A 25,130-nucleotide genomic window follows, 5' to 3' on the forward strand; every position below is an offset into this window, starting at 1 on the left:
GAGTCGGTAGAAAGTTATAATAAGAGTCGGCCACATATGGCCTTAAAATACAAAACGCCCGATGAGGTTCATCGAGCGTTTTAGAACCTGAATAAGTGTCAACCTATATCAGGACTAGTCAGAATCAACTCGATTTCTTGCCTGTTTCTTTATCAACAAAGTTAGCTTGAATCCGTTGGTTTAAAAAATCTGCGGCACTGATAGGTTCATAATGCTTGTCTGGGCCTTGAATGATTTGCTCTTTATTAGCTTGGCAGAAAAAGGCGATAGAGTGGCGGCTACCACAATACTCATCGACTCTTGGCAGGCGAACTCTATGTAAGTTAGAGATGAGTTTGTCATCGCTCCAGCGCATAAGCATGTCACCGATATTACACGTAATGACGTTCGGTAACGGCGGAATATTCGTCCAGCGTTTTGTCTCTGCCTCGGCGCCAGGACACACCTGTAAACCACCATGACCTTCATGCTGGAAAAGTAGTGTTAAGCAGTCGAAATCCGTATGAGCACCAGCTCGCCAAATATTGCCTTGTTCTGTTACACCTTCTGTAGGGAAATAGTGCAATAAACGTAAGGTACTTTGGTAATCTTCTTGGCTTGGATCGTGAGCCTTGGTGAAGAAGTCTCGATCAAAACCGAGCTTGTCCGCAAAGCATGAGAGTACCTTCATTCCTACTTCCCAACATTGTTTTTCAAAACGCAAACTATTGGCTTGGAAATCTGGCAATTCTTCTTCGCTGGGCCACAAATTGTCCATGTGGTATTGGGTTATTTGGTAAGACTCTTTTTCGTCTTTTGTGCCTGTTGAAGGGCGAATTTGGCTGCGACTTTCCCATCCAGCATTCACCCCTTTAGGTCTTGGATATTGAGCCTTTATTGCTTCTGGTAGATTGAAAAAACGATCGGATTCCGCGAAAGCGGCTGCAATGTCTTTGCTAGAAATACCATGATTAGAAAGTTGGAAGAAACCAATCTCTGTGGCGGCGAGCCAAAGTTGCTCGGTGATTTCTGCTCGACGGTTTTCAAAGTCGCTCATATCGATGACACGAACCTCACGGTCATCTGCGTCTTCACCTGCGCCACCAAAAGTGGCTTCTCTTTGCAGCTCTTTAAGCTGAGCTTCTGTGGATTGATTTTCTGTTAAACGAGTAGTATTTGTCATTGCTCCCTCCAATTATGAAGTTTGATGGAGCAATGACCTGGCAATGCCTGACTGCTTCTACTCCAGTACATTTTAATGATAAGACTTTACCAAAAGTCTTTGTGTAACTCCGCCGCTTCTTCTTCAAGACAAGGGCCGATGACTTCGACTTTCCGTTGGCCTGAGTCAAATACCGCGCGACAAGGTAAATCCAGTGTTGGGTTTTCTGGATGATTCCCCGTGATTTCTTTAAGGCTTGCTTCACTAAGTCCGTAAACTAAACGTCCCAATCCCGCCCAATAAGCCGAGCCTGCACACATAGCACAAGGTTCTGCCGAAACGTACATGGTGCATTTGGCAAGAAAATCAGGACGATGAGCTTTACTGGCGCGTGTCATAAGAATACGTTCAGCGTGTCCTGTCATGTCTAAATCAGGTAAATAACCATTTACTTGCGACATAAGCACATTTTCTTGATCGTCCACCAAAATAGCAGCGAAAGGGTGAATGCCTTGTTGTTTAGCTTCGTCCGCCAGAGCAAAGCTCTGACGGAGAAATTTTGCGTCTTTTTCGTTTAAACTCATGATATTGCCTGTTATTTTTTCTTAGGTAGGCTCCAAGGGAAGAGCCACATTTGAATCCACTGAACCGATTTGAATAAAAGCAAACTGATTACAGATAAGAAGATTAAGCCTGCGAAAGCTTGTGGAATCTTAAAGAAAGAGGTGGAGAACTGGATGAAATACCCCAAACCTTCTTCAGCTGCCACGAATTCGGCTACAACCGCACCAATAATTGCCAAAGTGATGGAAACACGCAAACCGCTGAAAATGTGCGGAATCGCATACGGAATACGAATTTGCCAAGTTTCACGATAACGTGGAGCACGTAAAGATTGGCTTAGCTCAACCATTTCTGGTGGCGTTTCTAACATGCCTGTTGTGGTGGAAACCACCAATGGGAAGAAGGTGATTAAGCAAGTAATCAAAACTCGAGAAGGATCATCCGTGCCAAGCAACACAATAATCAAAGGTGCAACTGCAACCACAGGCGTTGATTGGATCACAATCAAGGCAGGGTAGAGGATTCGATTCATCAACTCAGAGCGCATCATGCCGATGGACAAAGGCAAAGCAATGGCGATAGATAAAGCAAACCCCATTAATGCCACACGAAGCGTTGCCCAAAGGTGCGTCATCCAACGGGAAAATTCCACATTGAAAAAAGCCGTCACAATGGCGGAAGGGGAAGGCAAAATGTAATTAGGCACTTTGCCAACCACGCAGATGATTTCCCATAGGATAACCAAGCCGATGAAAAACAAGGCAGGTGCAAAACGGTTTACCTGATATTTTAACCAAGACTTAAGCGGGAGTGTTTGGTTCATAAATATATCCTCGGATTAAATCAGTTAATTCAGCAAAACGTGTTGAGTTAATGGTTTGCTGTGAACGCGGACGGGGTAAATCAACCTCAATCAAATCCAGAACCGTACCAGGGCGTTTGCTCATAACCAAAATGCGGTCAGACAAAAGAACGGCTTCAGTAATGGAGTGAGTGATAAAGAGCACGGTTTTTGGCTGAGATTTCCAGATGTCCAACAAATCAAAACCAATTTGCTCTCGGGTCAACGCGTCCAATGCAGAGAAAGGCTCATCCATTAATAGAATGTCTGGGTTCAATAGCAAAGCGCGAACGATACCAACACGTTGCTGCATGCCGCCTGATAGCTCGTCTGGCATCTTGTCTGCGAATTGCGTTAAACCTGCCATTGCAAGGAGCTCGTTGGCTCTTCTTTCGTCCGAGGCGCTGTAGCTGCCATATTTATGTTTGAGTGGGAAAAGGACGTTTTTGCGTACGGTTAGCCAAGGCAGAAGGTTCGCTTTTTGAAACACAATGCCCACGTCATCACGAGGTTCAGTAACAGGACGATTGAAAACCGACACTTCTCCATGAGAAGGAATTAACAAGCCTGCAACCATGCGTAATAGAGTGGATTTACCACAACCAGAAGGCCCAACCACAGAGACAAATTCATGTCTGTGAATATCAAGATCAATATTTTGCACAGCCATTGCCGCATCAGGGCGTGGGTCATATTTGTGACCCACGCCTTTCATGCTGACATAAGCTGCACCTGTTGAGCTTTCGCTCTCAAGAGGCTTATTGTCCATCTGAATTACTCCGGAGTGAAGGCTGTGTTTACAGTAGTTTGAGGGTCTAGTGATGTCTCAGATAGACCATTTGCTTCAGCAACGTATTCCCATGTTTGCTGAATGCGCGCTGGATCGAATTTGCCCACGCCATCTTTCTCAGTCACGTCGTTATAAACCAAGTTGGTGATGCTTTTCAGCTGAGCGGCAACAATATCAGCATCTACTTCTGGAACCATTTCGTGAAGGTCGATACCGGCTTTTTCTGGGTACTTGTAAGAGAATTCAATTGATTTAGCGAATGCTTTGATGAAGCGTTTTGCCACATCAGGGCGTTCTTCTAGGAACTTCTCAGAGGCTAATAGAGACGAGCTGTAAAGTGATAGACCAGAGTTTGACCAAGGTATTTCGATGATTTCTTTGCCTGCACCAGCGGCTTGAGACTCAAACAAAGCCGTGTTTGTTACCCATGCGATGATGGCATCTGCGTTGCCTGTGATCATCATTGGAGACAATGCACCTGGATCAGATTTCACAAGTTGAATGTCATCTTCAGCCAAACCATTTTGTTTTAACACCAAAGGTAAGAAAGCATTAGAAGAGGTGAAAGGCGATGTCGCTACTTTTTTTCCTTTCAAATCTGTAATGGAGCTGATGCCGCTGTCTTTTAATACGAAAAATGCGTGAGGAGCTTGAGTAAAGTAAGGAAGAACCGCCACGACAGGCACATTGTCTTGTGCTTTTGCTGCCATTAACGCGCCAATGTCTGAGCTGCCTATGTCAGACTGGCCTGTTGCCATTTTTGTTAATGCATCGGTAGAACCACGACCGCTGGCAATTTTTACTTCCAAATCTTCATCGGCAAAAAAGCCTTGTTGGATACCGACATAAACAGGAGCTTTGTCGCCACCAGGTAACCAATCTAATTGAAATGTCACCTTATCTGCAGCCATGGCAGAGGCACTTGCAACTAAGCCTGCTAATAAAGAAAGACGAAGAGTGGTTTTCATTGCTGCTTTCATAAAAAGTCTCCAACAGAGTGAGGGGGTTTAGAATCTTTTGTTTCAGTCTAATTGTATTTAGCAACATTTGTTCCAGTTTTTGTAAGTTTAATAAAAACAATAGCTTATCAAAGCTCATGTAATATTGTGGCGCTTTTTTATCTGGTGTTGAACTGTTTTGGTGCAACTAAAATGGTCGATATGAAACAAAAGGTGCATGAAAATGAGACGGGCGTTTCATGGTGAAAACGTTGGAAACAAAAAAGGAGTCGTCAGACTCCTTTTCTTAATTAGGCTCTCTCGCTGTAAGCTTGGGCTTGATGTGAAATTCTGTTTATTGCTTAAACTGGATCATCATCGTAAGTGCGCGTTCGCCATGTTTGATAAGCAGACTTATCATCGCTGCAGGCTTCTAATGTAAGCGTTTTTATTTGATGCTGAGAGGTGCCACCACGACCAAAGCGTGTTTCTTCTCCTGCTGTTAGACATAAATCAGGTGCCGCAACTGGGCTAATCTTACCTGAGTCCGAAAACGAAATAGATTGCAGTTCGCTGTTGTTACAAGTTGCGAGACCTAACTTTGCTCCTGCTTCTAAAACCGTTAGCGTCGCACAAACATCGTAATTCGGCATATAGAGTTGATTGTCTGAAAGGTGACTTTTTTCAAAAATCTGATCTTCGCCTAGCTCGCCGCGATAGCTATAACAGGTGTGAGTCTGTAAACCTTTGGAAATATCTATGTTGCGATTGCCGCCAGCCACATCAAAGCAGTAACCATTCAAAATGCCATTTAGTTGATCGACCAATGTAATCTCTACTTTTTCAGCGGAAGCTTGTGAGACTTGAAATGTCAGTAGAAAGGTGAGTGTAGACAGCAAAAAAGACTTTTTCATTGCGTTATCCTTATCGGTTTTTATAAGCGGGTATCCTTTCATTCACTTAGGTTTTTTTCAATTATGAAGGTGATAATTTACCTTTTTTTACGGTTAAGCAATAAAAGGCAAAACGTGATGAACTTGAATGTTTTTTTGCTTAGGCTCATGCCAACCTTTGCTAAGAAATAATTGAATCCGTATAAATCGACAACGTTTCTAAATCATTTAATAGGCAAATAAATATCAGCGAGCAATTCGTGTTCATCGACCTCATAAATGGTATTGATATAATGAAAAAATAAAGGGAAATCTCGACATTCTGCATTATTTTGCACCAGCCATGTGGAATACAAATAATGAATACCATTTCTAATGTTTTTAAAACTGCCGGAGTGACGAAAGACAGCACAACGGCCAGCGGGGATGGTTTTAGCGAGTATTCCATGGGGATTTTTAGGAACGTCTTCTTTAATCGAACTGCAAAAATCGAAACGGAAATCATCGGGATTCGCTTTTTTAGGATCAGCGTACACAAGCCCGAAACTTCGTGTTGTATTAGCTGGGAAAAGCTTGCTTTCGGTACGCCAATGCATGAATTTTTGAGAGGTTTCATACATTAACTCAGGGGATCCATGGTGTTCTAAAACAGCGACTTTGGTTTCTTCAAAATCCACTATTCTTACTTCTGGCTGCTCAGCTTTTTTGACCGATAAGGATTCAGACCTTTCGTGCCATTCAATCCACTGAGGCGCTTTTCTAAAAGTGGAGGGCGTTTGGCCAAATTCACGCTTAAAAGCTCGTGAAAAAGCTTCGGCACTTTCAAAACCTGCTTCATAGGCGATATCAATAATCTTCATGTTGCCTTTTAACATGAGTCGAAAAGAGGCTCGTCGAAGACGAGATATTTGAATAAATTTGGCCAAACTAATGCCGGTACGCGTCGAAAAAATACGATGGAAGTGATATTTAGAAAAGCCTGATACGTCACTTAGGCTATCTAAAGATAGCTCTTCATCAAGGTTTTGATTGATGTAATTACAGACTCTTGAAATACTTTTATCGTAGTGACTCATAGAGTTTATTTTGCTTTTCACCATCATTTAAAAAACAATCCAAACGGATTTCCTTCTTGTTTTTTACGCTGATACAAAACACCAAAAGTCAGTAAGAGTGCTAGTATTTCAGAGCTTGGCCCTGCTAACCAAATTCCTAATTCAGAAATGAAAAAGGGTAAAATAAAGACAAGCGGTAAAGTAAACATATAAAGTTTTGCCAGTCGGAGAATAGCCGCACGTTTTGCATCACCCATGGCTTGGAATACTACGCCGACCATCATCAGTGGACCTAATAAAAAGAAGGCCAATGTCATCAAAGGTAATACCTGACTGACTTTTTGAATGACAGCAAGATCATCAACAAAAAGCCCACCTAATTGGTTTTTAAACACAAAGATAATTAACTGGAAAAAGAGACAATAAAATAACGCCATGATCATGGCGATTTTAATAGCGCTGTTTGAACGCTGCCACTCTTTGGCGCCAATGTTATTCCCTAAGATGGTTTGAAACGCCATGCTTAAACCAATTAAAGGGAGAAAAATAAAGGTGTTTAATCGAGTAACAATGCCGTACGCAGCTACTGTTGTTTCATAGTTTTCAACACTCCATACTTGTAGGTTATATAAGATGGCCGCAGACATTAAGGCAACGCCAACATAGGTTAGACTTGATGGTGCGCCTAGTGCCAAGAAATTTCCCCAGTGTTGCCGGCGAGTTGTAAAACGCATGATAGAGATATTTAAGCCATTGTCTTGAGAAGAGCCTTGAGCACGGTTTTGAAAGCGACGAAAGAGATACACAGCTAACAAAGAAAGCGCTTGAGCCAACAAGGTGCCGTAAACCGACCCTACAACACCCAAACCAAACTGAGCGATAAACAGATAATTAAAAACAATATTAAGCCCGACAGACAGTAAAGGAATGACAGCCATAAAGGTCATTTTTCCTTCGCATCGTAATGTATCGCTGTTCACAGTCAGAATAAAAAGCAAAGGTGAGAACAGAATCATCAATGATAAATAGGCGTAGCTCATCTCGGAAAGGCTCTCAGAGCCATTATTCACAAATGAAACCAGCTGCTCACCACCCAGCATGAAAAGCACAATTAAGAACACACAGACTAGAAGGGACAAAGTAATCGCTTGAGCAAAAGCGTCTCGTGCTTCCTCTATTTTGTTCGCCCCGAGCAGTCTTGCCATCACACTGGAAAATCCCATAGACACTAAACTTGACAGCGCCACAAGAATCATAAAAGCAGGAAACACAGACGTTACAGCGGTTAACGCAAAAGCACCAACGTATTCACCGAGAAAATAAGCATCCACCAGAGAAAACGAACCATTCACCAACATCATCAAAATAATGGGGGAAGCGGTTTTTAGAAAGACTGAAGGTAAAGATCCGGTAAGAAACATATTGTTAGAAGGTGTGGTCATCTTTTCTTCCTGATTTAGGCTGCTTATTTAATGGGTAAATAAATATCGGTCAGCAATTCATGTTCATTCACATCATGAATAAAATTTAAAAACTGAAAGAATACAGGAAAATCACGGCACTCAAGATTTTCAAAATCCGTTTTGGGTAACCATTCCTTGTATAAATAGTTGATACTTTCAGTCAAATAATCATAGCTTCCTGTATGGCGGAGAACAGCGCAGCGTCCTGCCGGAATAACTTTTGTTTTGATGCCATAGGAATTATGTGGCACATCTTCTTTTACTGTTCCACAAAAGTCGAAATAAAAGTCTTGCTCTTCTACCTCATTAGGGTTGGCGTAAGGAATGCCAAAACTGAGGCTCGTTTTGACTGGAGAAAGTTTACTCATTTCACGCCACATCATGAATTTTCTCGATGACTCATAATATAAATCAAGTGAACCATGGTGTTCGAATGCAGCCACTTTTGTGTTTGGGAAATCAACGATTTTTACGTCTATGTTGTCGTCTTTTTGAGGGGCGAGAGTTTGTGATCTAATGTGCCATTCACGCCACTTCGGTGCTTTTCTGAATTGAGATGGTGTTTGTCCAAATTCACGTTTAAAAGCTCTAGAGAAGGCTTCTGAGCTTTCAAATCCAGCTTCTAAACTGATATCGATGATTTTTAAATTCGTCTTGAAAACCAATCTAAAAGAGGCGCGTTTAAGACGAGAAATACGAATGTATCGAATCACACTAAAACCTGTATAAGACGAAAAAATACGATGGAAATGAAATTTAGAAAAGCCAGATACCTCGCTCAAAATATCTAACGACAATTCTTCATCAAGATTCTGATTGATGTAATCGCATACCCTTGTAATATTTTGTTCGTAGTTGACCATCTAGCTTATTTTGCCCGTTTTGTTTAAATATTATGTTTTCATATATTGGCAGAAAAAATAGGAGACAACTTGATTTAGATTGCTTTTGTTGGGTAGCCCAACGAAAGAATGGTATCAAATACTTGCTCACTGCGTTTGAGGGTGTCTTAGCTTATATTTGGGGCATTGTTGTGTGGTTATCTTTTTAGCGAAAAATTCAGTTAAAAAGGCGAATTTAACGTTTATTTTCTCTAGTAAAATAATGACAGAAAAGCTCATAAAATCGAGTGATGTGGACGGGCTTCTTTCCTTGATATTGGTGTAGAAAATAAAATTGCCATGTTTTCCCTCTGATGTTTGGTAATACTCTGATCAGTTGCTGATTGGCTAAATGTGGTTGTGCTAAGAATTCAGGATAGAAGGCTATCCCCATGTCATTTAGAGTCATTTCCAATACTGTCTGCAATGTATTTACTTTTGCGCAATGATGGACAGAAACCGCGTGTTTGTTCTGCTGTTCATCGAATAGGTTTATAACATCATGTTGCCAAGGTGTGGCGATAAAATTGTGTTGCGTTAATTCATCTATATTGGCAGGTTGTCCTTGTTGTTTAATATAGCGAGGGGAAGCACATAGCACTTCGGGTACGTCTCCTATAGGTAAGGCTCGATAGTTAGTGTTTTTGATGTTTCCACCGAAAATAGCCGCGTCTAAATTGTTTTCAATCAAGTCCCGCCAGCGTCCTGTTACTATCAATTTAGGAACAATTTTAGGGAACTCTAAACTTAATTGTTTTAAAGCTGGAACCACAATGTTTTTTTCAAAAAATGGCGGAACAGAGACATTGAAATGACCGCTTGGCTGTTCTTTTGCACTATCAAGCTCAGTTAACGTTAGACCTAACTGTTCACTTAGTAATTCACTTCTTGCTAGTAACGTCTCACCTACAGCTGTTAAAACCACACCACGAGTGTTTCTTACAAGCAACTGTTGTCCTGTTGCCTCTTCTAGTCGTTTGATTTGTTGGCTTATAGCGGACTTGCTTAAACCTAGCTGTTTGGCTGCCGCCGTAAAAGAGCGTTTTTTTGCGACTTCAACAAAGATTAAAAGCAAAGGGGCTAATTTCACACTGTTCATATTATTAAACAATCCGTTAAATTTTTGGTTATTGTTTAGTCTTTATCGCAGCACTATTCTGTGTCAACTAATTTAATAAAAGAGGAAATGAAAATGACCAGTTTAGTTATTGTGGATTTAACACCGATTAATAAAGAAAAAATGGCGGAGTACAGTGCTCAAGCAGCAGAGACATTAAAACCTTTTGCTGGCCATTTTATTGCCAAAGGTGCGTTTGATGTATTGCATGGTGACACGGCCCATTCGGTGAAAGCCATTATCCAATTTCCAGATCAAAAAAGTGCTAAAGATTGGTATAACAGTGACGCTTATCAAGCCATTCTTCCATTACGAGATGAAGGCATGAGTAGTCAATTTCATCTGATTGAGTTACTGGCTTAGTGGCCTAATTTGGGATCTTTATAAAAGCGGATACTGTTGATGTTATCCGCTTTTTTCTTTTGAGGTTGATGATCCTGTTAAAAAGCTGAAAATAGGGAATAGGTTAGTGCTATGATAGATAAAACAAGAATATAACCTTTCTGAATTGAGGCATTCTGCCCATGTTGTACCTAAACAAATTGTTATCTGTATTTGATTTTTCTTCCCTAAAACACATTCAATATCGTCATTACTTTTTTGCTTCTTGGTTTTCTACGCTTGCCGTTTGGATGGGACGATTCATGTTCGGTTGGTTGGTGTGGGAGCAAACGGAATCCTTTTTCTGGGTGGGAATTATTAGCTCGGCGTTGTTGATTCCAACCTTGATCATCACGCCATTTTTTGGGGTTGTGTCTGATCGAATTGATTTACGAAAGGGCATGTTGATCTGGCTTTCTTGCCAATCCTTTGTTGCTTTTGTGGCGTTTTGCCTTTTTGTCTTTTTCTCTCCGAATTTGTTTAGTCTGATTTCATTGGGATTGATTTTTGGCTGTGTGGCGTCTGCAGGTTCGCCATTGCGTTTGTCTTTGATTCCTCGATTAGTGGATCAAGAAACCTTGCCGAACGCGGTTGGTTTAGGGGCCATTATATTTAATTCGTCTCGGGTGATTGCGCCTGCTATTGCCGCTGCGTTATTAACCATCATTGCTCCAGAATACATTTTTCTTATCAGTGCGTTGTCTTTTGCGGTAGCGGTACTGTTTAACACTCGCCTTAGCGCTTTACCGCCCGCGAAGCGCGAGAAGAAACAGAGTAAACTGGAAGACTTAGTAAAGGGCTTTCGCTTTGCTTATCAATCAGAATTTATTCTTTTAATGCTCTTAATGACCTTGGTAAACAGCCAAGTAGGGCGAGCATTAATGGAACTCTTGCCAGCATTATCAGGTACTTTCACACAAGGTCAGCCACATGATTTGGCTGTTTTGACGGCTTGCTCTGGCGCAGGTTCGATTCTTGGGGCTTTATTTATTGCTCGTCAAAAGGGTGAGAAACAGCGACTCATGAAACTCATCATGGCAGCCATGTTGGGAACCGCTCTGACCATTGCTCCTATTTTATTGGTACCGCCGGTTTTCATTCTTGGTGGATTAATCTGCCTTATCAGTTTGTTGATGACCGTCATTGGCACAGGTTCACAAATATTGATTCAGCTCTCCACGCATAATGAAATTCGTGGGCGAGTGATGAGTATTTGGATCATGATTGCCCTTGGAGGCCCAGCGGTTGGCGCTTTCCTCATGGGCGCTGTTGCTGAGTTTATTGGCTTTAATCTCATGCTGGTTCTTATGTTGATGTTGTCATGTATTGGTTCTGCTTGGTTGTGGCGTAAGCGAAAAACACACTAAGAAGAGTTGTCTAATCCAACGTTTTAACAAAAGGTGAGAATCAAGAGAGGGCGTTAAATTTTACTCAATGATATGACTTCATCGTGAGTGAGATAGCGCCAATTGCCCACTGGAATATCCAAGTGTATCTCTCCGATTTTCTCCCGATGAAGTGTGATCACACGGTTTCCAACGGCAGCAAACATGCGCTTCACTTGGTGGAATTTTCCCTGAGTAATAGTTAATAACACTTCTGTGGGCGTAATGACTTCTAAGGTAGCTGGAAGTGTTAAAGCTGTCTCGCCTTGTAACTGAATGCCTTGCGCAAACTTCAACTTAATGTCATTTGCCACAGAGTCAGACAAAGCTCTTGATAACCCTACTCGATACACTTTTGGACAGTGTGTTTCTGGCCTTGTGATATCAAAAGACCAACGACCATCGTCAGTGATCAACACCAAACCTGTCGTATCAGCATCCAAGCGTCCCGCAATATGAAGTTCACTTTTATTATCAAGGTCTAGGTGATTGAGGAGGGAAGGGTAAGCTTCATCAATGTTTGAGCAAATCGTATCGGTAGGTTTGTTCATCAGAATATAACGAAAAGGGCGCGCTTTGAGCTCTTGGCCATCCAATAGAATGGTATTCTTCTCATGAACTTGAGCCACTTCACTCGTCACAACTTCACCATTCACAAATACCTCACCCGCATGAATGCGCAACAAGGCTTCTGGCTTGGTTAACGAAGTGCTTTTACAGACAAATTTATCGAGGCGCATGGTGGTAAATTTCTAAAGCTTTTTATAATTGCGGTTTGTTATGTAATTAGCGTGCTTAGCAGAGCCTGAAAGGTCAGGGAATAAAGAGTAATTATTTATATTCATTTTATCTAATGAGTCCAAGGCGAATTTTTTCTCTGAGCTGGGAATTAAGATTCGTCCTAAGCTTATGACTTCTGTGCTTTCTAAACATGCAGCCCATTCAGAAATACATTGCATATTAGGAGTGCGAACAAAAAGACCTCTTTGATTTATTAATCGTGCATTTTCGTCTAAATAGGGGGTTAAAATTTCTATTCTTTGATTTCTTTTTAACTTCTTCGCACCCACATCGTCATTTATTTTTTTATTTAATAGCCAAATAACTACGTTTTCACTCTCTAACGTATCACTATTGAATGCAAAAAAAGCTGCAATATATGGAGAGTCAGACCAATCTAATAATGGAGTGTCTAAACCAAAGTGTTGCCCAAGTGCCCACCATTCTGATTCAGATAGCTTTGGTGGATTATGTCCTCGTCTTCCTAAGCAATGGAGTTGGAAACTTTTTAGTGTTTCTTCTTCAATGCTTTGAGTATCAATTGATAATTTTTTACGTTTCAGTGTGGGCTCTAATTTCCATTTTTCTGATGATTGCCCTCTGTATATATAAAGTTGGTTCTCCCTCATTGTTTTTTCATGATGTAAAAAATCTAAAAATCCATTCCATGATTTACAATGTATATCTGCGGTGCAACCATTTCCTGTATATTCTAAATGCCAGTCATGTCCAGAAAATCTGCTTGAAATATCCTTTTGGCTCATGATCTATTCCTTAATAAATATTTATATTTGAGTGACTCAATGTTACTCAGCTCTAGACGACAATTTTTTATAAACAGCATCTTTATCTCGCTTGCCGATGGCGAGTACATAAATCACGATTTCATCATCTATCACTTCGTACGCTAGACGATAGCCTGAGGTTCGGAGTTTTATCTTATAAACAGAATCATAGCCACGCAGTTTGGACGCTGGAACATGAGGGTTGTTCAAGCGCTCTGCGAGTTTTTTCTTAAATTGCGCTTGTATCGGTGGTGCTAATTTACGCCACTCTTTTAACGCTGCAGGAAGGAATTTAAGCTTATAAGTCATTTAGGCTTACTTCTACCGCTTGGGACAAGTCTGCTCGGCGTTCGGCAACCATCTTAGATAGTTCAATATCGTCGATTATTTCCATTAAGTATTCGTACGTTTCTGCAGGTACTAAATAAGCCGCAGGCTTGTTGTGATTGAGTATAGCAATGGCTTCGCCATCTGCTTCATTCAATAGCGCGGTAGGATTTTTCTTTAATTCGGAAATGCTAGCGGAGTTATTCGCGAATATTTGTCTCATGATTTCACCTAAAAAGAGCTTTATTTAGTGCTTATTTTAGATCTAAGTTTTGCTTTTTGCTATCCTTTAAATTCAGAGGTATGAAGAGCGAGAGTACAAAAGCGTGTTTTGTAATCTCGGTGAAGAGGTCGGCTGGAATTTTGCAAAGAGATAAATGCCTAATATTTATTCGCGAAATAGAAAACAAAATAAAGTTTGTACGATTGGTCAAGTTTTTGCATAATCTAATCAAAGAATTTTGAGGAGAGTGCTTTGAAGTTTGTACTGAATGATGAGCTGATAGAAGATAATACCTTGCCTAGCGACTTTTCTGCGCTACGTTATTTACGAGAAAAACGCGGTTTAACGGGCACCAAAGAAGGATGTGGTTCGGGTGATTGTGGTGCCTGTACGCTTCTTGTTGGTGCATTGGAAGAAGGCGAGTTGAAATATTCTACCTTTAACTCCTGCATTACGCCTGTGCAATCGCTGGACGGAAAACACGTTGTTTCGGTGGAATACCTTTCTGATGCGGACAAATTGCACCCAGCTCAGCAAGCCATGGTGGAGTATCACGGTTCCCAATGTGGTTTTTGCACACCGGGCATTATTCTCTCCCTCGCCAGCCTTTATGAAAACAGCCAAGTCTCTGATAAAACCATAGATCGTGAATCCGTTTGCGATGCCATTTCTGGTAACTTATGTCGCTGTACTGGCTATCGCCCGATTATTGATGCTGGATTGTCTATGCAAAATGAAACGGCTTCACCTTGGTCAAACCTTGCGGACAACACAGAATCTGTCAAAGCCAAACTCGCCAGTTTGCAAGGCGAAGCGAAAGCCGCCAACAATTACTTTCAGCCTCAAACATTGGCCGAATTCTTAACCATCAAAGCGGATCATAAAGACGCCACTTTGGTCGCGGGTGGAACCGATTTGATGTTGGAAAACACCCAGCGTTTCCATGACTTTGGTGTGCTGATTGATGTCTCTCAAATCAATGAATTGACCAAGATCGAAGACAACGGCACCCAATTGAGCATTGGCGCGTCGGTTACTTACAGCGAATTAGAGCAGTTCAGTAAAACCCGTTATCCGCACCTTTATCATCTTCTTGAGCGCATTGCTTCTCGCCAAATTCGTAATCGCGGAACCATCGGCGGTAACGTGGCGAACGCCTCTCCCATTGCGGATATGCCGCCCATTTTATTGGCATTTGATGCGGACATTCAGATTGTGAATTTGGATGGCAGTCAGCGCATTGTCAGCATTCATGACTTTTACCAAGGCTACAAGCAAACAGTCTTAACAGAAGGCGAAGTGATTGCGTCTTTTACCATGGATTTGGCCACATTAGCGGACTTTCATCGTTTTTATAAAGTGTCCAAACGCATGGAAGACGACATTTCCAGCGTCATGTTAGCGACTCGTTTTGCCGTGACAGAAGGCAAAATCAGCGACCTTCGTTTGGCCTTTGGTGGCATGGCAGCCACACCGATTCGAGCGAAAAAAGCCGAAGCTGCTTTGCTCAATAGTGACGTGAATGACGAACAAGCCTTGTCCAATGCCTTGGCGATCCTCAAAGACGAATTGACACCGCTTAGCGACATGCGCGCCAGCGCTCGTTACCGTTCTGACATGGCGTGTAATCTCGTGCGAAAAGCGTGGTTAGAATTGAATGGACATTCGATTCCGACTTTCTCTGGTCATCCAGTGTCAGACGCTTCCCTCGGTTATGAACTGACGTCCAACACCAGCCAAAGTGCTCAGCAAGGAGGAGCGTCTCATGCGTAAGCTTCCAAACGATTTAACCATACAAAAAGACAATGCCAAGGTCGCTGGGCAAACCTTTAACAACAAGCTCAAACAACCGATTCATGAATCGGCGAAAAAGCACGTGACAGGCGAAGCCATCTACATTGATGACATGCCAGAATGGCCAAACGAATTACACGTGGCAACAGGCAAATCCACCGAAGCGCACGCGGACATTGTCAGTATTAATCTAGAAAAAGTACGTGCTTATCCGGGTGTGATTGACGTAATAGTGCAATCGGATATTCCCGGTGAAGTAGACGTGTCGCCTGTATTGAGTGGCGATTTACTCTTAGCGGGTGATTTTGTCCATTACATTGGTCAGCCTATTTTTGCGGTGGCCGCGACCAGTTTTCGTGCGGCGAAACAAGCGGTGGAATTAGCGGAAATAGAATACAAAACTCGCGAAGCCACCTTGCATCCGAAAGAATCTTTAGCGCGCCAAGAGTTCGTTTTGCCAACTCACACTATTTCTTGTGGCGATGTGTCAGCGGCCATGGCGTCTGCGCCTCGTAAGATCAAATCTGACCTTTATATCAAAGGCCAAGAGCACTTTTATCTGGAAGGACAAATCAGTGTCGCTACGCCAACCGAAGATAACGGTGTCGTGGTTTACGCTTCGTCTCAGCATCCAGCAGAAGTGCAAAAGCTGGTGGCAAAAGTGCTTGGCGTGCCAGTAGGGCAAGTCTTGGTCGAAGTGCGCCGCATGGGCGGTGGGTTTGGCGGTAAAGAATCTCAAGCGGCGGTATTAGGTTGTATGGCGGCGGTGTTGGCGATTCGTAATCGTCGCCCAGTCAAATACCGAATGCCACGCCAAGACGACATGGTGCAAACGGGTAAACGCCACGATTTTTGGAACAGCTACGAAGTGGGCTTTTCAGAGGAAGGGGAAATTCTTAGCGCCGAATACGACATGGTCGGTAAATGTGGCTGTACAGCGGATTTATCAGACGGTGTTGTCGACCGCGCCATGTTCCATGCGGACAACGCTTACTTCTTACCAAATGCTCGCATCAGCGGTTATCGCGGTAAAACTCATACAGTATCGAACACGGCTTTCCGTGGTTTTGGTGGACCAAAAGGCGTGTTGCTTGCGGAAACCGTAGTGGAAGAAATCGCCTGTTCTGTAGGCAAAGACGCTTTGGATATTCGTAAGCTCAATTGTTATCAAGATGGCAAAAGCAAAACCCCTTACGGCCAAGAAGTGGACGAAAATGTCTTACTGACGCTGATGGAAGAGCTAGAAGAAAGCTCGGATTATCGTGCTCGTCGTAGCGCCATTCAAGCATTCAACAAGCAAAGCCCATTTGTGAAAAAAGGCTTGGCACTGACGCCAGTGAAATTTGGTATTTCCTTTACCTCAAAACACCTTAACCAAGGTGGCGCTTTGGTTCATATTTACACGGATGGCAGCGTTCACGTGAGTCATGGCGGAACGGAAATGGGCCAAGGTTTGTACACCAAAGTCGCGCAAATTGTCGCGAAAACCTTTGGCATTGATTATCAGCGTGTGAATGTTGGCTCGACCCGTACGGATAAAGTGCCGAACGCCTCACCAACAGCCGCGTCTGCGGGAACCGATTTGAACGGCATGGCGGCACTGGATGCGGCACAAACCATCAAAGTCCGTTTGCAAGAATTCGCCATGGAACACTTCGGCATCACGGCAGAGGAATTCGCCATTGAAGACGACACGGTTTCCCTTGGAAAAGAAACCATGAGCTTCCCAGAATTCGTAAAATTGGCCTACATGAACCGCGTGTCGCTTTCGTCTACTGGCTTTTATAAAACACCGAAAATTGGCTATGACAGAAAAGCCGCCAAAGGTCGTCCTTTCTTGTATTACGCCAATGGCGCAGCGGTCGCGGAAGTGGTTGTCGATACTTTTACGGGAGAATACAAAGTCACTCAAGTGGACATTCTTCATGACGTGGGCGCGTCCATTAACTCGGACATTGATATCGGCCAAATTGAAGGGGCCTTTGTGCAAGGCATGGGCTGGCTCACCTCGGAAGAATTAAGCTGGGACGAAAAAGGGCGCATTACCACCAACAGCCCAGCTAACTACAAGATTCCAACGTCGGCGGATGTGCCAGAGAAATTCAATGTGAAGCTGTTCGATCGCGCCAACAGTGAAGAGTCGGTTTACCGCTCCAAAGCCGTGGGTGAGCCACCGTTAATGCTAGGCATTTCCGTTTGGTGTGCTTTGAAAGATGCCTGTGCCGCCATGAGCGATCACACATTCTCGCCACCTTTGTCTGTGCCAGCCACGCCAGAAGCCGTGTTCTACAGCATGCAAGCGGCGAAAGCTTTTTTCGAATCGAATGATGTGCCGAACAGCGCCACAGAAAAAAGCGCCTAAGGAGCCAAGTTATGATGTCTTCAATGAGTTGGATTCAAGCCTTAGCCGAAGTGGAAAAAGCAGGGCAAGCGTGGGTGATTGCCACTGTCATCGGCACTCAAGGTTCAGCGCCGAGAGAATCGTCTAGCAAGATGATCATCACCGCCGATCACACCTTCGACACCATAGGCGGCGGGCAGCTGGAATACGCTGTCTGCCAAAAAGCCCGAGGCATGTTGGAAGGGGAGCACACAGGCGCATCTCACTTGTTGGAGCATTTTCCTCTTGCCGCGAAAACCAACCAATGCTGTGGCGGTTCTGTCAGTGTGCTGTTGGAATACTTCCCAGAACCTGCAACGAAAATCACCATATTCGGCATGGGACATGTGGCCTCTACCTTGGTTAATGTGTTGGGCAACATGCAAGCCAAAGTGTCTTGGATAGACAGCCGCGACAACCTCGCCCAAGATCAAGAGGTGAAAGGCTTACCCGCCAACGTGACACCATTTTTATACGAATCTATGCTGGATCATGTAGAGAAAATGGGCGCAAACGAAATCGCCCTCATCATGACCCACGACCACGCTTTAGACTACCAACTGACCGAAGCATTACTGGATCGCAAAGACTGCCGATTCATCGGCCTCATCGGCTCCAAAACCAAAGCACTACGATTCCGCAAACGCCTCGCCAGCGCCTCATTCAGCCAAACTGAAATCGACTCCGTCCACAGCCCAGTCGGCCTACCTGAAATCGAAGGCAAAAAGCCCTTCGAAATCGCCATCTCCATCTCCGCACAAATCATCCAACTCACACAACAAGGACTACCAGAAACCAAAAAACGTACTGGATTGACGTGGAAAGAAATCAACAACAGCTTAAAACAAGAAAATGCAGAAGTTTAGGTATTTAGTCCCTTCCTTTTTCTAAATGAAGCTTTAGATATATGCCTTGGCTTTTAGCAAGCTTAAGGCGTTGCTTATTGTTTCTTGTATGTTGAGTTGATCGATATCGACCTGAATAAAGTCAATGGATTCGTTGTCCTCTGGTTCTATAAGTGAGGCGAACTGGCTTTTAAGCATGTCTTCACCACTAAAATAATGGTCTTCCCTCTGTTTCATTCGCGCGTTAATTTTTTCAAATGAGCCTTTTAAATAGATAAATACAACCTTTTCCTCGATGCTTTGTTGAAGTCTCTTTCTATAGGATGGCTTTAAGCAGGAGCTGGCAATGACAATAGGTTGTTTTTTTTCTACGCACTCGGTTGCCATCTTGTTTAGAGCATCTAGCCAAGGTTTTCTATCCTCGTCAGTGAGTGGAATACTGTTTTTCATTTTTTCAACATTTGTGGCAGGGTGAAAATCGTCTGAATCAACATAATCTATTGATAGATAAGAAGAAATACCTTCTCCTATAGAGCTTTTTCCACATCCAGAAACTCCCATAACGAAGAAAATAGTTTTATTCATTTTTATAATCCTATTATTTTTTTGTAAAAACTGCTTTCCATTTTAGATTAAAATATTTATATTGGCAATCGGTTGCCAAGTAGGTGATTGTCAGTCATAACGAATAATAAAAGGTTTTCTGATGAAGGTTGAAACAGTAAAAGTTTATGGAGAAGGGGCTGTTGGTGTTGAAAGCACTTCTTTAGACGTCGGTAGTGATGAGGTTTTGGTGCAAGTTACCCGTGGTGGTATTTGTGGGTCAGATATTCACTATTATCAGCACGGCGGTGTAGGAGACTTCAAATTACAACATCCAATGACGCTAGGTCATGAAGTAATTGGCCGTGTTGCAGAGACGGGTCAAGCGGTTGCCATTAACCCAAGTTTGCCTTGTGGAGAATGCAGTTACTGTGAGGCAGGTCACTCGAACCAATGTGTAGATATGCAATTTTTCGGAAGTGCAATGAGAAACCCACATGTAAATGGTGGCTTCTCTCAATATTTGTCGGTGAAGCATTCGCAAATAGTCCCCTATGATGAGTCTATTAGTCATGATGTGATGGCTTTTGCTGAGCCTTTGGCTGTTGCGATTCATGCTATTAGTCAATCTGGTGGCGTTTTAGGTAAAAAAGTTTTGGTGACGGGTTGTGGCCCAATAGGTTGTCTCATTATTGCGGCATGTCGTGCTGCTGGAGCTATTGAAGTCGTTGGTAGTGACGTGAGTGATCGATGCCGAGATATTGCTGCTGAAATGGGAGCGGATTCCAGTTTTTCTCCTATAGAAGGTGCTCCTGAACTCTATTCTCAAGCAAAAGGCTATTTCGATGTGTCTTTTGAGGCGTCAGGCGCTATTCAAGCATTTCATTCTTGTATTGATTTTACTCGTGCAAAAGGATCGTTGGTTTTGGTTGGCATGAGACCAGGGATGGTGGATTTTCCACTGACTAAATGCCTAGCGAAGGAGATTAATATGAGTGGTTCATTCCGTTTTACTTCTGAGTTTAAAACGGCTGTGAAATGGCTAGAAGCTGGAAAAGTTAAACCGTTACCTCTTCTAACTAAGGTGTTTCCATACCAAGACATTGTTGAAGCATTAAAGTTGGCTGAAGACAAAAATTCTGCGATGAAAGTTCAGTTGTCATTTTAGGAGTGAGAATGAAAAATCTTTTTGATTTGAAAGGAAAAAATGCCTTAATCACTGGTTCTGCCCAAGGGATTGGCAATTTACTTGCTAAAGGTTTGGCGGCCCATGGTGCAACGATTGTTATTAATGATTTAACTCAAGACAGAGTTGATCAAGCGGTAAAAGAGTTTCAAGCATTAGGCTATAGTGCTTACGGCATTTCTTTTGATGTGACGAACAAAGGTGAAATTGTTGAGTCAATACGGAAAATCGAAGCTGAAATAGGGCCTATTGATATTCTTGTGAATAACGCAGGGATTCAACGTCGCTACCCTTTTGTTGAGTTCCCTGAAAAAGATTGGGATGACGTCATTCGAGTGAATCAAAAATCTGTATTTTTGATGATGCAGGAAGTGGCGAAGTACATGATGGAAAGGAAGTCAGGAAAAATTATTAACATTGGTTCAATGCAAAGTGAATTAGGTCGTGACACGATCACGCCTTATGCGGCATCTAAAGGCGCCGTAAAAATGTTAACAAGAGGAGGTTGTGTAGAACTTGCAAGATATAACATTCAAGTGAATGGTATTGCACCAGGTTATTTTAAAACAGAACTTACAAAAGCTTTAGTTGAAGATGAAGCCTTTACAAGTTGGTTGTGTAAAAGAACACCGGCAAACCGTTGGGGCGACCCAGAAGAGTTAATTGGTGCTGCCGTGTTTTTATCGTCGAATGCATCAGATTTTGTAAACGGCCATTTACTATTTGTCGATGGTGGCATGCTCTCAGCAGTATAAGCACACTTTTTAAGACATAAAACAAAAATAAGAAAAGGAAATAAAAAATGAAAATGAAAAAAATTGCGGTCACTATAAGCTCCCTTCTAATTGCAGCATCAGCTCAGGCTGCAGATATAAACTTAAAATTCCAAAGTTCGAACTTTACGGGTGAACAAGTTTATTCCATTCAAAAACAATGGGCGGACAAGGTGGAAGCGTCTTCTAATGGGCGTATTCATATTGATCTGTTTCCTCTCAACTCTGTTTTGCAGTCTTCCGATATGCTGACAGGTGTTCGAAATAATATTATTGATGGCGCGATAGCAACGGCCGCAATGTACTCTGGTGATGATGCCGGGTTTGGTCTTATTGGCGATACCATATCCGCATGGAATAGCGATGAAGATATTCTAAAGTTCTACTACTACGGCGGTGGATTTGAGGTTGTTGATAAAATATTTCAAGCTTATGGCGCTAAGTTAATTGGTGTATCTGTGACGGGTGCTGAGTCTTTACCTTCCAAAATTAAACTGGAAAAAGTGGAAGACTTTGAGGGAGTGAAAATGCGAGCTCCTTCCGGCCCAATACAAAAGCTATTTGCCAAGATGGGAGCTTCACCTGTAGGGCTACCAGGATCTGAAATTTACACTGCTTTGGAAAAAGGCATCATTGATGCGGCTGACTTTTCTACGTTAGCAAACAATCAGAGCCAAGGTGTTCATGATATTGCTAAATACCCTATCTACCCAGGTATTCATTCGTCCCCAACGGTTCATGTAATCATGAACTTGAAAAAGTGGAATAGCTTGTCCAGTAATGATCAAGAATTTTTGGTGAATCATTTTAAAGGTATGGCGTTAGATTCTCTTCTAAAAGCACACTATGAAGACAGTATTGCTTATGGTGAAGCCATTAAAAATGGCGTGACTCCTATCGCGTGGAGCCCAGAAGAAAAGGCAAAAGTGCGTGTGTATGCGCAGGATATCTGGAAAGAAATTTCTGAAAACTCAGAAGTAGGCAAAATGTATTACGACACTCTGATTGAATTTCTTGACTCTCAAGGAATGTTAAAAGAGTAACGTTAAGAGCCAGAACCCACTTTCGGGATTCTGGCTCTATTGAATACATTAATGGAAGGTTTTTATGAAAACTCATTTTGTAGACAAATTTAATAATGCCTTTATTAAATCTGGCGAATGGATGTCTTTGATATTTGTATTTGTGGTGATTATTGGATTTTTAGAAGTGGTATTAAGGTATGTTTTTAATACCCCAACCAGTTGGGTTCATGAAACAACCGAATTTTTAATCAGTATTTCTCTTATATATGGTGGTGTTTGCTGCTATGCGGAAAGAAAACATATCTGCATGGATTTTATAAGGTTAAGTTTTTCTAAAAATATTCAATGGTGGTTGGTTTTATTAGTTGAAATTCTAACCTTAGCTTTTATGTTAATGCTGACATATGGGTCTTATTTGACAACGAAAGACGCGTTTATTTCGCCTTTTGGGTCATTTAAAATGCAAACTTCAGGATCTGCCTTGGATTCTCCATTTCCAGCTTTAAATAAAGGCTTCTTTTTTATCTCTTGCATTATTATGTTGCTTATATGTTTGTCACATGTGTATCGACATATTATTAATAAAAATAAATGGGGTTGATTGATGCTTAGTGTAGTCGGTATAGGTATGGGGACTGTGATTATATTTGCAGTCATGCTTTTTCTACTTGTCATTGGTATGCCATTAGGCTTTCTTACAGGCTTAATTGCCCTTGCGTTTTCCTATCTTTGGTTTGATACCACAGCCATCATGCAAATGGTTGCTTCCAGGGTGACAGATTTTACCTCTTCTTACACCTTTGTTGCTGTGCCTATGTTTGTGCTAATGGCAACCATGTTGGATCGAACAGGGATAGCCAGGGACCTTTATAATTCCATGCGTGTTTTGGCTGGTAGGCTGAAGGGTGGGGTCGCTATTCAGAGCATGGTTGTTGCGGTTTTATTGGCGTCAATGTCAGGAATAATTGGTGGAGAAACAGTACTATTAGGAATGTTAGCTTTGCCACAAATGTTACGCCTTGGGTACAACCAAAAACTTGCGATTGGTACTGTTGTTTCGGGCGGTGCTTTAGGAACCATGGTACCCCCGAGTATCGTTCTGATTGTTTATGGTATGACAGCTAATGTGTCTATCGGTGATTTATTCTTAGCTGCAATACCTGCGGCGGTTATTTTATCTAGCTTATATGTGGCTTATATTTTGATACTTTGCCATATTTATCCTCATTACGGTCCTGCAATGGATATCTCTGAGATTAAGGGGCTGTCGAGAGAAGATAAGAAAAAAATAGTGAAAGACATTGCGATTCCTCTTGTGATCGCTGGCTGGATAATGGGTAGTATCTATGGTGGTATTGCATCCATAACTGAGTCTGCCTGTGTAGGAGTTGTTGGTGTTGTTCTTGCGGCGTGGTACCGGAAAGAGCTTACTTTTAACATTATATACGAGTCAGTGAAAACCACCCTTAAAACAGTTGGGATGATAATTTGGGTGGGGATAGGTGCCACCATGATTATCGGCATTTATAATCTAATGGGAGGGGATAAGTATATTGCTAGCCTGTTCACTGATTTGGGTGCTCCTATTTATACCATTTTAATCATGATGGCGATTCTTTTGGTGTTGGGAATGTTTCTTGATTGGATAGGTGTCGCTATGTTGACAATGCCTATTTTTATTCCGATCATTTTGAGCTTAGGTTATGATCCTGTATGGTTTGGTATATTGTTTTGTGTGAATATGCAGGTTTCTTTTTTAAGTCCTCCATTTGGTCCTGCTGCTTTTTATCTTAAAAGCGTTGCACCTGAAGGTATTGAATTAACGGATATATTTAAATCGGTCTGGCCGTTTATTTGTATTCAAATTATCGTTTTAGCCTTATTGTTAGCTTACCCTGAAATTGTAATGATTCTGATTTAATGGAGTGTTATAAGGGGTGAATTTTAATACAAGGCCTAGGGCAGTTTTAGTCATAGGCCTTTTTTGGATTGAGAATGAAAAAAAGAACAACTATTTTAGATGTGGCAAATTATTTAGGTGTGAATAAATCTACAGTGTCTAGGGCTTTAAATAACCCAGACCGTGTTTCATCTGACATTTATGATAAAGTTATTGAAGCTTGTAGGGTTTTAAATTATATACCAAACTTAGCTGCAAAAACGCTTGCGTTGTCATCAAGTAAATCCTTAGTTTTAATTATTCCTAGCTTCACTAACTCTGTATTTTCAGAAATTATTAGTGCTGCAAAACAGACCTGTGAAAGTAATGGTTATAGTCTGCTAATAGGGGATTCCTCTTATAATAAGATGGGAGAGGAAAAAGTCGTAGCGAATTTTCTTTCCAGAAATGTGGATGGCTTTATATTCACAGAAACTGAACATTCTTTGGCAACCATAAATATGATAAAAACGAGTGGGCTGCCAGCGGTTGAAATTATGGATGTGGTTAAAAAGCCAACGTTTAATGCTAATTTTGGTGTGAATCAATATGACGCTGCTTCAGAGTTGACCAAATACTTGATAAAGAAAGGCAGAAAAAAAATTGCTTTTTGCTCAACTTGGTTAGACCGAAGGGCAATGCTTCGAAAAAAAGCCTGGGAAGCCGCTCTTGTAGAGGACGGGTTGGAAGCACATCGTTTTGTGAATACCAATGAAAGAACCTCTTTTCACACTGGGGCTGATGCTATTTCTGAGATTTTAAACCTATGGCCAGACACCGACGCAGTTTTCTTTGTAAATGATGATATGGCTGGTGGTGCCGTCATGCAGTGTCAACGCTATGGTATTCAAGTTGGTAAAGAGCTAGATATTGTTGGATTCAATGATTTGGACTTTGCGGAAGTCATTAACCCTAGGTTAACGACCATTCGTATACCTCGCGTCGAAATGGCTGAAATGGCAGTGACAACTCTAATTGCCTTGATTGAACAAAAACCAGTAGAGACTTTGCATGCCACTATGCCTTATGAGCTAATGGAAAGAGAAAGTGCCTGACATTTTTAGTTTATCCTAATGTGCCA

General features: G+C 42.1%; 26 protein-coding genes. 11 read left to right on the forward strand and 15 right to left on the reverse strand.

The window, feature by feature from the left end:
• Nucleotides 1–124: 124 nt before the first annotated feature.
• The 10 genes from ACMUMQ_RS13160 to ACMUMQ_RS13205 all read right to left on the reverse strand — a co-directional run bounded on the left by ACMUMQ_RS13160 (nucleotide 125) and on the right by ACMUMQ_RS13205 (nucleotide 9,665).
• The gene (locus ACMUMQ_RS13160; protein ID WP_414682441.1) at nucleotides 125–1,162 is read right to left on the reverse strand and encodes an isopenicillin N synthase family dioxygenase; all 1,038 of its coding nucleotides are present in this window, start codon (nucleotides 1,160–1,162) and stop codon (nucleotides 125–127) included.
• A gap of 86 nt (nucleotides 1,163–1,248) precedes the next feature.
• Entirely contained in the window at nucleotides 1,249–1,725 is a 477-nt protein-coding gene (locus ACMUMQ_RS13165; protein WP_414682442.1) for a nucleoside deaminase, read from the reverse strand.
• Between the two features lie 11 nt (nucleotides 1,726–1,736).
• Nucleotides 1,737–2,528 carry an ABC transporter permease gene (locus ACMUMQ_RS13170; RefSeq protein WP_414682443.1) on the reverse strand — a complete coding sequence of 264 codons (792 nt, stop codon included), beginning with the start codon at nucleotides 2,526–2,528 and terminating at the stop codon, nucleotides 1,737–1,739.
• Entirely contained in the window at nucleotides 2,506–3,315 is an 810-nt protein-coding gene (locus tag ACMUMQ_RS13175) for an ABC transporter ATP-binding protein (RefSeq protein ID WP_414682444.1), read from the reverse strand. Before ACMUMQ_RS13175 ends, ACMUMQ_RS13170 begins: the two co-directional genes overlap by 23 nt.
• Before the next feature lie 5 nt (nucleotides 3,316–3,320).
• The gene (locus tag ACMUMQ_RS13180) at nucleotides 3,321–4,316 is read right to left on the reverse strand and encodes an ABC transporter substrate-binding protein (protein WP_414682445.1); all 996 of its coding nucleotides are present in this window, start codon (nucleotides 4,314–4,316) and stop codon (nucleotides 3,321–3,323) included.
• A gap of 320 nt (nucleotides 4,317–4,636) precedes the next feature.
• A complete protein-coding gene (locus tag ACMUMQ_RS13185; protein ID WP_414682446.1) occupies nucleotides 4,637–5,188 on the reverse strand; it encodes a ricin-type beta-trefoil lectin domain protein in 552 nt (183 codons plus the stop codon).
• A gap of 203 nt (nucleotides 5,189–5,391) precedes the next feature.
• Nucleotides 5,392–6,243: an AraC family transcriptional regulator gene (locus tag ACMUMQ_RS13190; RefSeq protein ID WP_414682447.1), complete on the reverse strand. Its 852-nt coding sequence runs from the start codon at nucleotides 6,241–6,243 to the stop codon at nucleotides 5,392–5,394.
• A 23-nt stretch (nucleotides 6,244–6,266) separates the two neighbouring features.
• Nucleotides 6,267–7,664, reverse strand: coding sequence for an MATE family efflux transporter (locus tag ACMUMQ_RS13195; RefSeq protein WP_414682448.1), 1,398 nt, complete (start codon nucleotides 7,662–7,664; stop codon nucleotides 6,267–6,269).
• 23 nt (nucleotides 7,665–7,687) lie between these two features.
• Nucleotides 7,688–8,548, reverse strand: a complete 861-nt coding sequence (locus ACMUMQ_RS13200; protein ID WP_414682449.1) for an AraC family transcriptional regulator — start codon at nucleotides 8,546–8,548, stop codon at nucleotides 7,688–7,690.
• Between the two features lie 214 nt (nucleotides 8,549–8,762).
• Nucleotides 8,763–9,665 carry a LysR family transcriptional regulator gene (locus tag ACMUMQ_RS13205; RefSeq protein WP_414682450.1) on the reverse strand — a complete coding sequence of 301 codons (903 nt, stop codon included), beginning with the start codon at nucleotides 9,663–9,665 and terminating at the stop codon, nucleotides 8,763–8,765.
• A 93-nt stretch (nucleotides 9,666–9,758) separates the two neighbouring features.
• Here ACMUMQ_RS13205 and ACMUMQ_RS13210 point away from each other — a divergent pair, with 93 nt between their 5' ends.
• Both ACMUMQ_RS13210 and ACMUMQ_RS13215 read left to right on the forward strand, forming a co-directional pair.
• Nucleotides 9,759–10,046 (forward strand): DUF1330 domain-containing protein, encoded by a 288-nt coding sequence (locus ACMUMQ_RS13210; protein ID WP_414682451.1) that lies wholly within the window; start codon nucleotides 9,759–9,761, stop codon nucleotides 10,044–10,046.
• Nucleotides 10,047–10,207: 161 nt separating this feature from the next.
• A complete protein-coding gene (locus tag ACMUMQ_RS13215; RefSeq protein WP_414682452.1) occupies nucleotides 10,208–11,431 on the forward strand; it encodes an MFS transporter in 1,224 nt (407 codons plus the stop codon).
• A gap of 53 nt (nucleotides 11,432–11,484) precedes the next feature.
• Here ACMUMQ_RS13215 and ACMUMQ_RS13220 read toward each other — a convergent pair whose 3' ends face one another.
• From ACMUMQ_RS13220 to ACMUMQ_RS13235, 4 genes are read right to left on the reverse strand one after another with little or no spacing between them, the layout of a single operon-like run.
• Nucleotides 11,485–12,189: a pseudouridine synthase gene (locus ACMUMQ_RS13220; protein WP_414682453.1), complete on the reverse strand. Its 705-nt coding sequence runs from the start codon at nucleotides 12,187–12,189 to the stop codon at nucleotides 11,485–11,487.
• A 12-nt stretch (nucleotides 12,190–12,201) separates the two neighbouring features.
• Nucleotides 12,202–12,993, reverse strand: coding sequence for an FRG domain-containing protein (locus tag ACMUMQ_RS13225; protein ID WP_414682454.1), 792 nt, complete (start codon nucleotides 12,991–12,993; stop codon nucleotides 12,202–12,204).
• Between the two features lie 42 nt (nucleotides 12,994–13,035).
• Nucleotides 13,036–13,323 carry a type II toxin-antitoxin system RelE family toxin gene (locus tag ACMUMQ_RS13230; protein ID WP_414682455.1) on the reverse strand — a complete coding sequence of 96 codons (288 nt, stop codon included), beginning with the start codon at nucleotides 13,321–13,323 and terminating at the stop codon, nucleotides 13,036–13,038.
• Complete coding sequence (locus ACMUMQ_RS13235; protein WP_414682456.1) at nucleotides 13,313–13,564, reverse strand: type II toxin-antitoxin system Phd/YefM family antitoxin; 252 nt, start codon at nucleotides 13,562–13,564, stop codon at nucleotides 13,313–13,315. The genes ACMUMQ_RS13230 and ACMUMQ_RS13235 overlap by 11 nt, the downstream gene beginning before the upstream one ends.
• Nucleotides 13,565–13,816: 252 nt before the next feature.
• On the opposite strand from ACMUMQ_RS13235, the gene xdhA reads away from it, so the two are divergent.
• Genes xdhA through xdhC form a run of 3 tightly spaced genes read left to right on the forward strand, consistent with a single transcriptional unit; the run spans nucleotide 13,817 to nucleotide 18,604 of the window.
• A complete protein-coding gene (xdhA, locus tag ACMUMQ_RS13240; protein WP_414682457.1) occupies nucleotides 13,817–15,337 on the forward strand; it encodes a xanthine dehydrogenase small subunit in 1,521 nt (506 codons plus the stop codon).
• The gene (xdhB, locus tag ACMUMQ_RS13245; protein ID WP_414682458.1) at nucleotides 15,330–17,720 is read left to right on the forward strand and encodes a xanthine dehydrogenase molybdopterin binding subunit; all 2,391 of its coding nucleotides are present in this window, start codon (nucleotides 15,330–15,332) and stop codon (nucleotides 17,718–17,720) included. Before xdhA ends, xdhB begins: the two co-directional genes overlap by 8 nt.
• An 11-nt stretch (nucleotides 17,721–17,731) precedes the next feature.
• Nucleotides 17,732–18,604, forward strand: coding sequence for a xanthine dehydrogenase accessory protein XdhC (xdhC, locus tag ACMUMQ_RS13250; protein WP_414682459.1), 873 nt, complete (start codon nucleotides 17,732–17,734; stop codon nucleotides 18,602–18,604).
• A 33-nt stretch (nucleotides 18,605–18,637) separates the two neighbouring features.
• Here the strand turns inward: xdhC and ACMUMQ_RS13255 are convergent, their stop codons facing one another.
• Nucleotides 18,638–19,168: a gluconokinase gene (locus ACMUMQ_RS13255; RefSeq protein ID WP_414682460.1), complete on the reverse strand. Its 531-nt coding sequence runs from the start codon at nucleotides 19,166–19,168 to the stop codon at nucleotides 18,638–18,640.
• 121 nt (nucleotides 19,169–19,289) lie between these two features.
• On the opposite strand from ACMUMQ_RS13255, the gene idnD reads away from it, so the two are divergent.
• The 6 genes from idnD to ACMUMQ_RS13285 all read left to right on the forward strand — a co-directional run bounded on the left by idnD (nucleotide 19,290) and on the right by ACMUMQ_RS13285 (nucleotide 25,104).
• Nucleotides 19,290–20,294 (forward strand): L-idonate 5-dehydrogenase, encoded by a 1,005-nt coding sequence (gene idnD, locus ACMUMQ_RS13260; RefSeq protein ID WP_414682461.1) that lies wholly within the window; start codon nucleotides 19,290–19,292, stop codon nucleotides 20,292–20,294.
• A gap of 8 nt (nucleotides 20,295–20,302) precedes the next feature.
• Nucleotides 20,303–21,067, forward strand: a complete 765-nt coding sequence (gene idnO / locus ACMUMQ_RS13265; protein ID WP_414682462.1) for a gluconate 5-dehydrogenase — start codon at nucleotides 20,303–20,305, stop codon at nucleotides 21,065–21,067.
• A 47-nt stretch (nucleotides 21,068–21,114) separates the two neighbouring features.
• Entirely contained in the window at nucleotides 21,115–22,128 is a 1,014-nt protein-coding gene (locus ACMUMQ_RS13270; protein WP_414682463.1) for a TRAP transporter substrate-binding protein, read from the forward strand.
• Nucleotides 22,129–22,192: 64 nt separating this feature from the next.
• The gene (locus ACMUMQ_RS13275; RefSeq protein WP_414682464.1) at nucleotides 22,193–22,711 is read left to right on the forward strand and encodes a TRAP transporter small permease subunit; all 519 of its coding nucleotides are present in this window, start codon (nucleotides 22,193–22,195) and stop codon (nucleotides 22,709–22,711) included.
• 3 nt (nucleotides 22,712–22,714) lie between these two features.
• Nucleotides 22,715–24,031: a TRAP transporter large permease gene (locus tag ACMUMQ_RS13280; RefSeq protein WP_414682465.1), complete on the forward strand. Its 1,317-nt coding sequence runs from the start codon at nucleotides 22,715–22,717 to the stop codon at nucleotides 24,029–24,031.
• A 74-nt stretch (nucleotides 24,032–24,105) separates the two neighbouring features.
• Nucleotides 24,106–25,104 carry a LacI family DNA-binding transcriptional regulator gene (locus ACMUMQ_RS13285; RefSeq protein WP_414682466.1) on the forward strand — a complete coding sequence of 333 codons (999 nt, stop codon included), beginning with the start codon at nucleotides 24,106–24,108 and terminating at the stop codon, nucleotides 25,102–25,104.
• The last annotated feature ends 26 nt before the right edge of the window (nucleotides 25,105–25,130 follow it).

Origin of the sequence: Marinomonas algae (assembly GCF_047525555.1) — a bacterium.
Taxonomy (GTDB): Bacteria; Pseudomonadota; Gammaproteobacteria; order Pseudomonadales; family Marinomonadaceae; genus Marinomonas.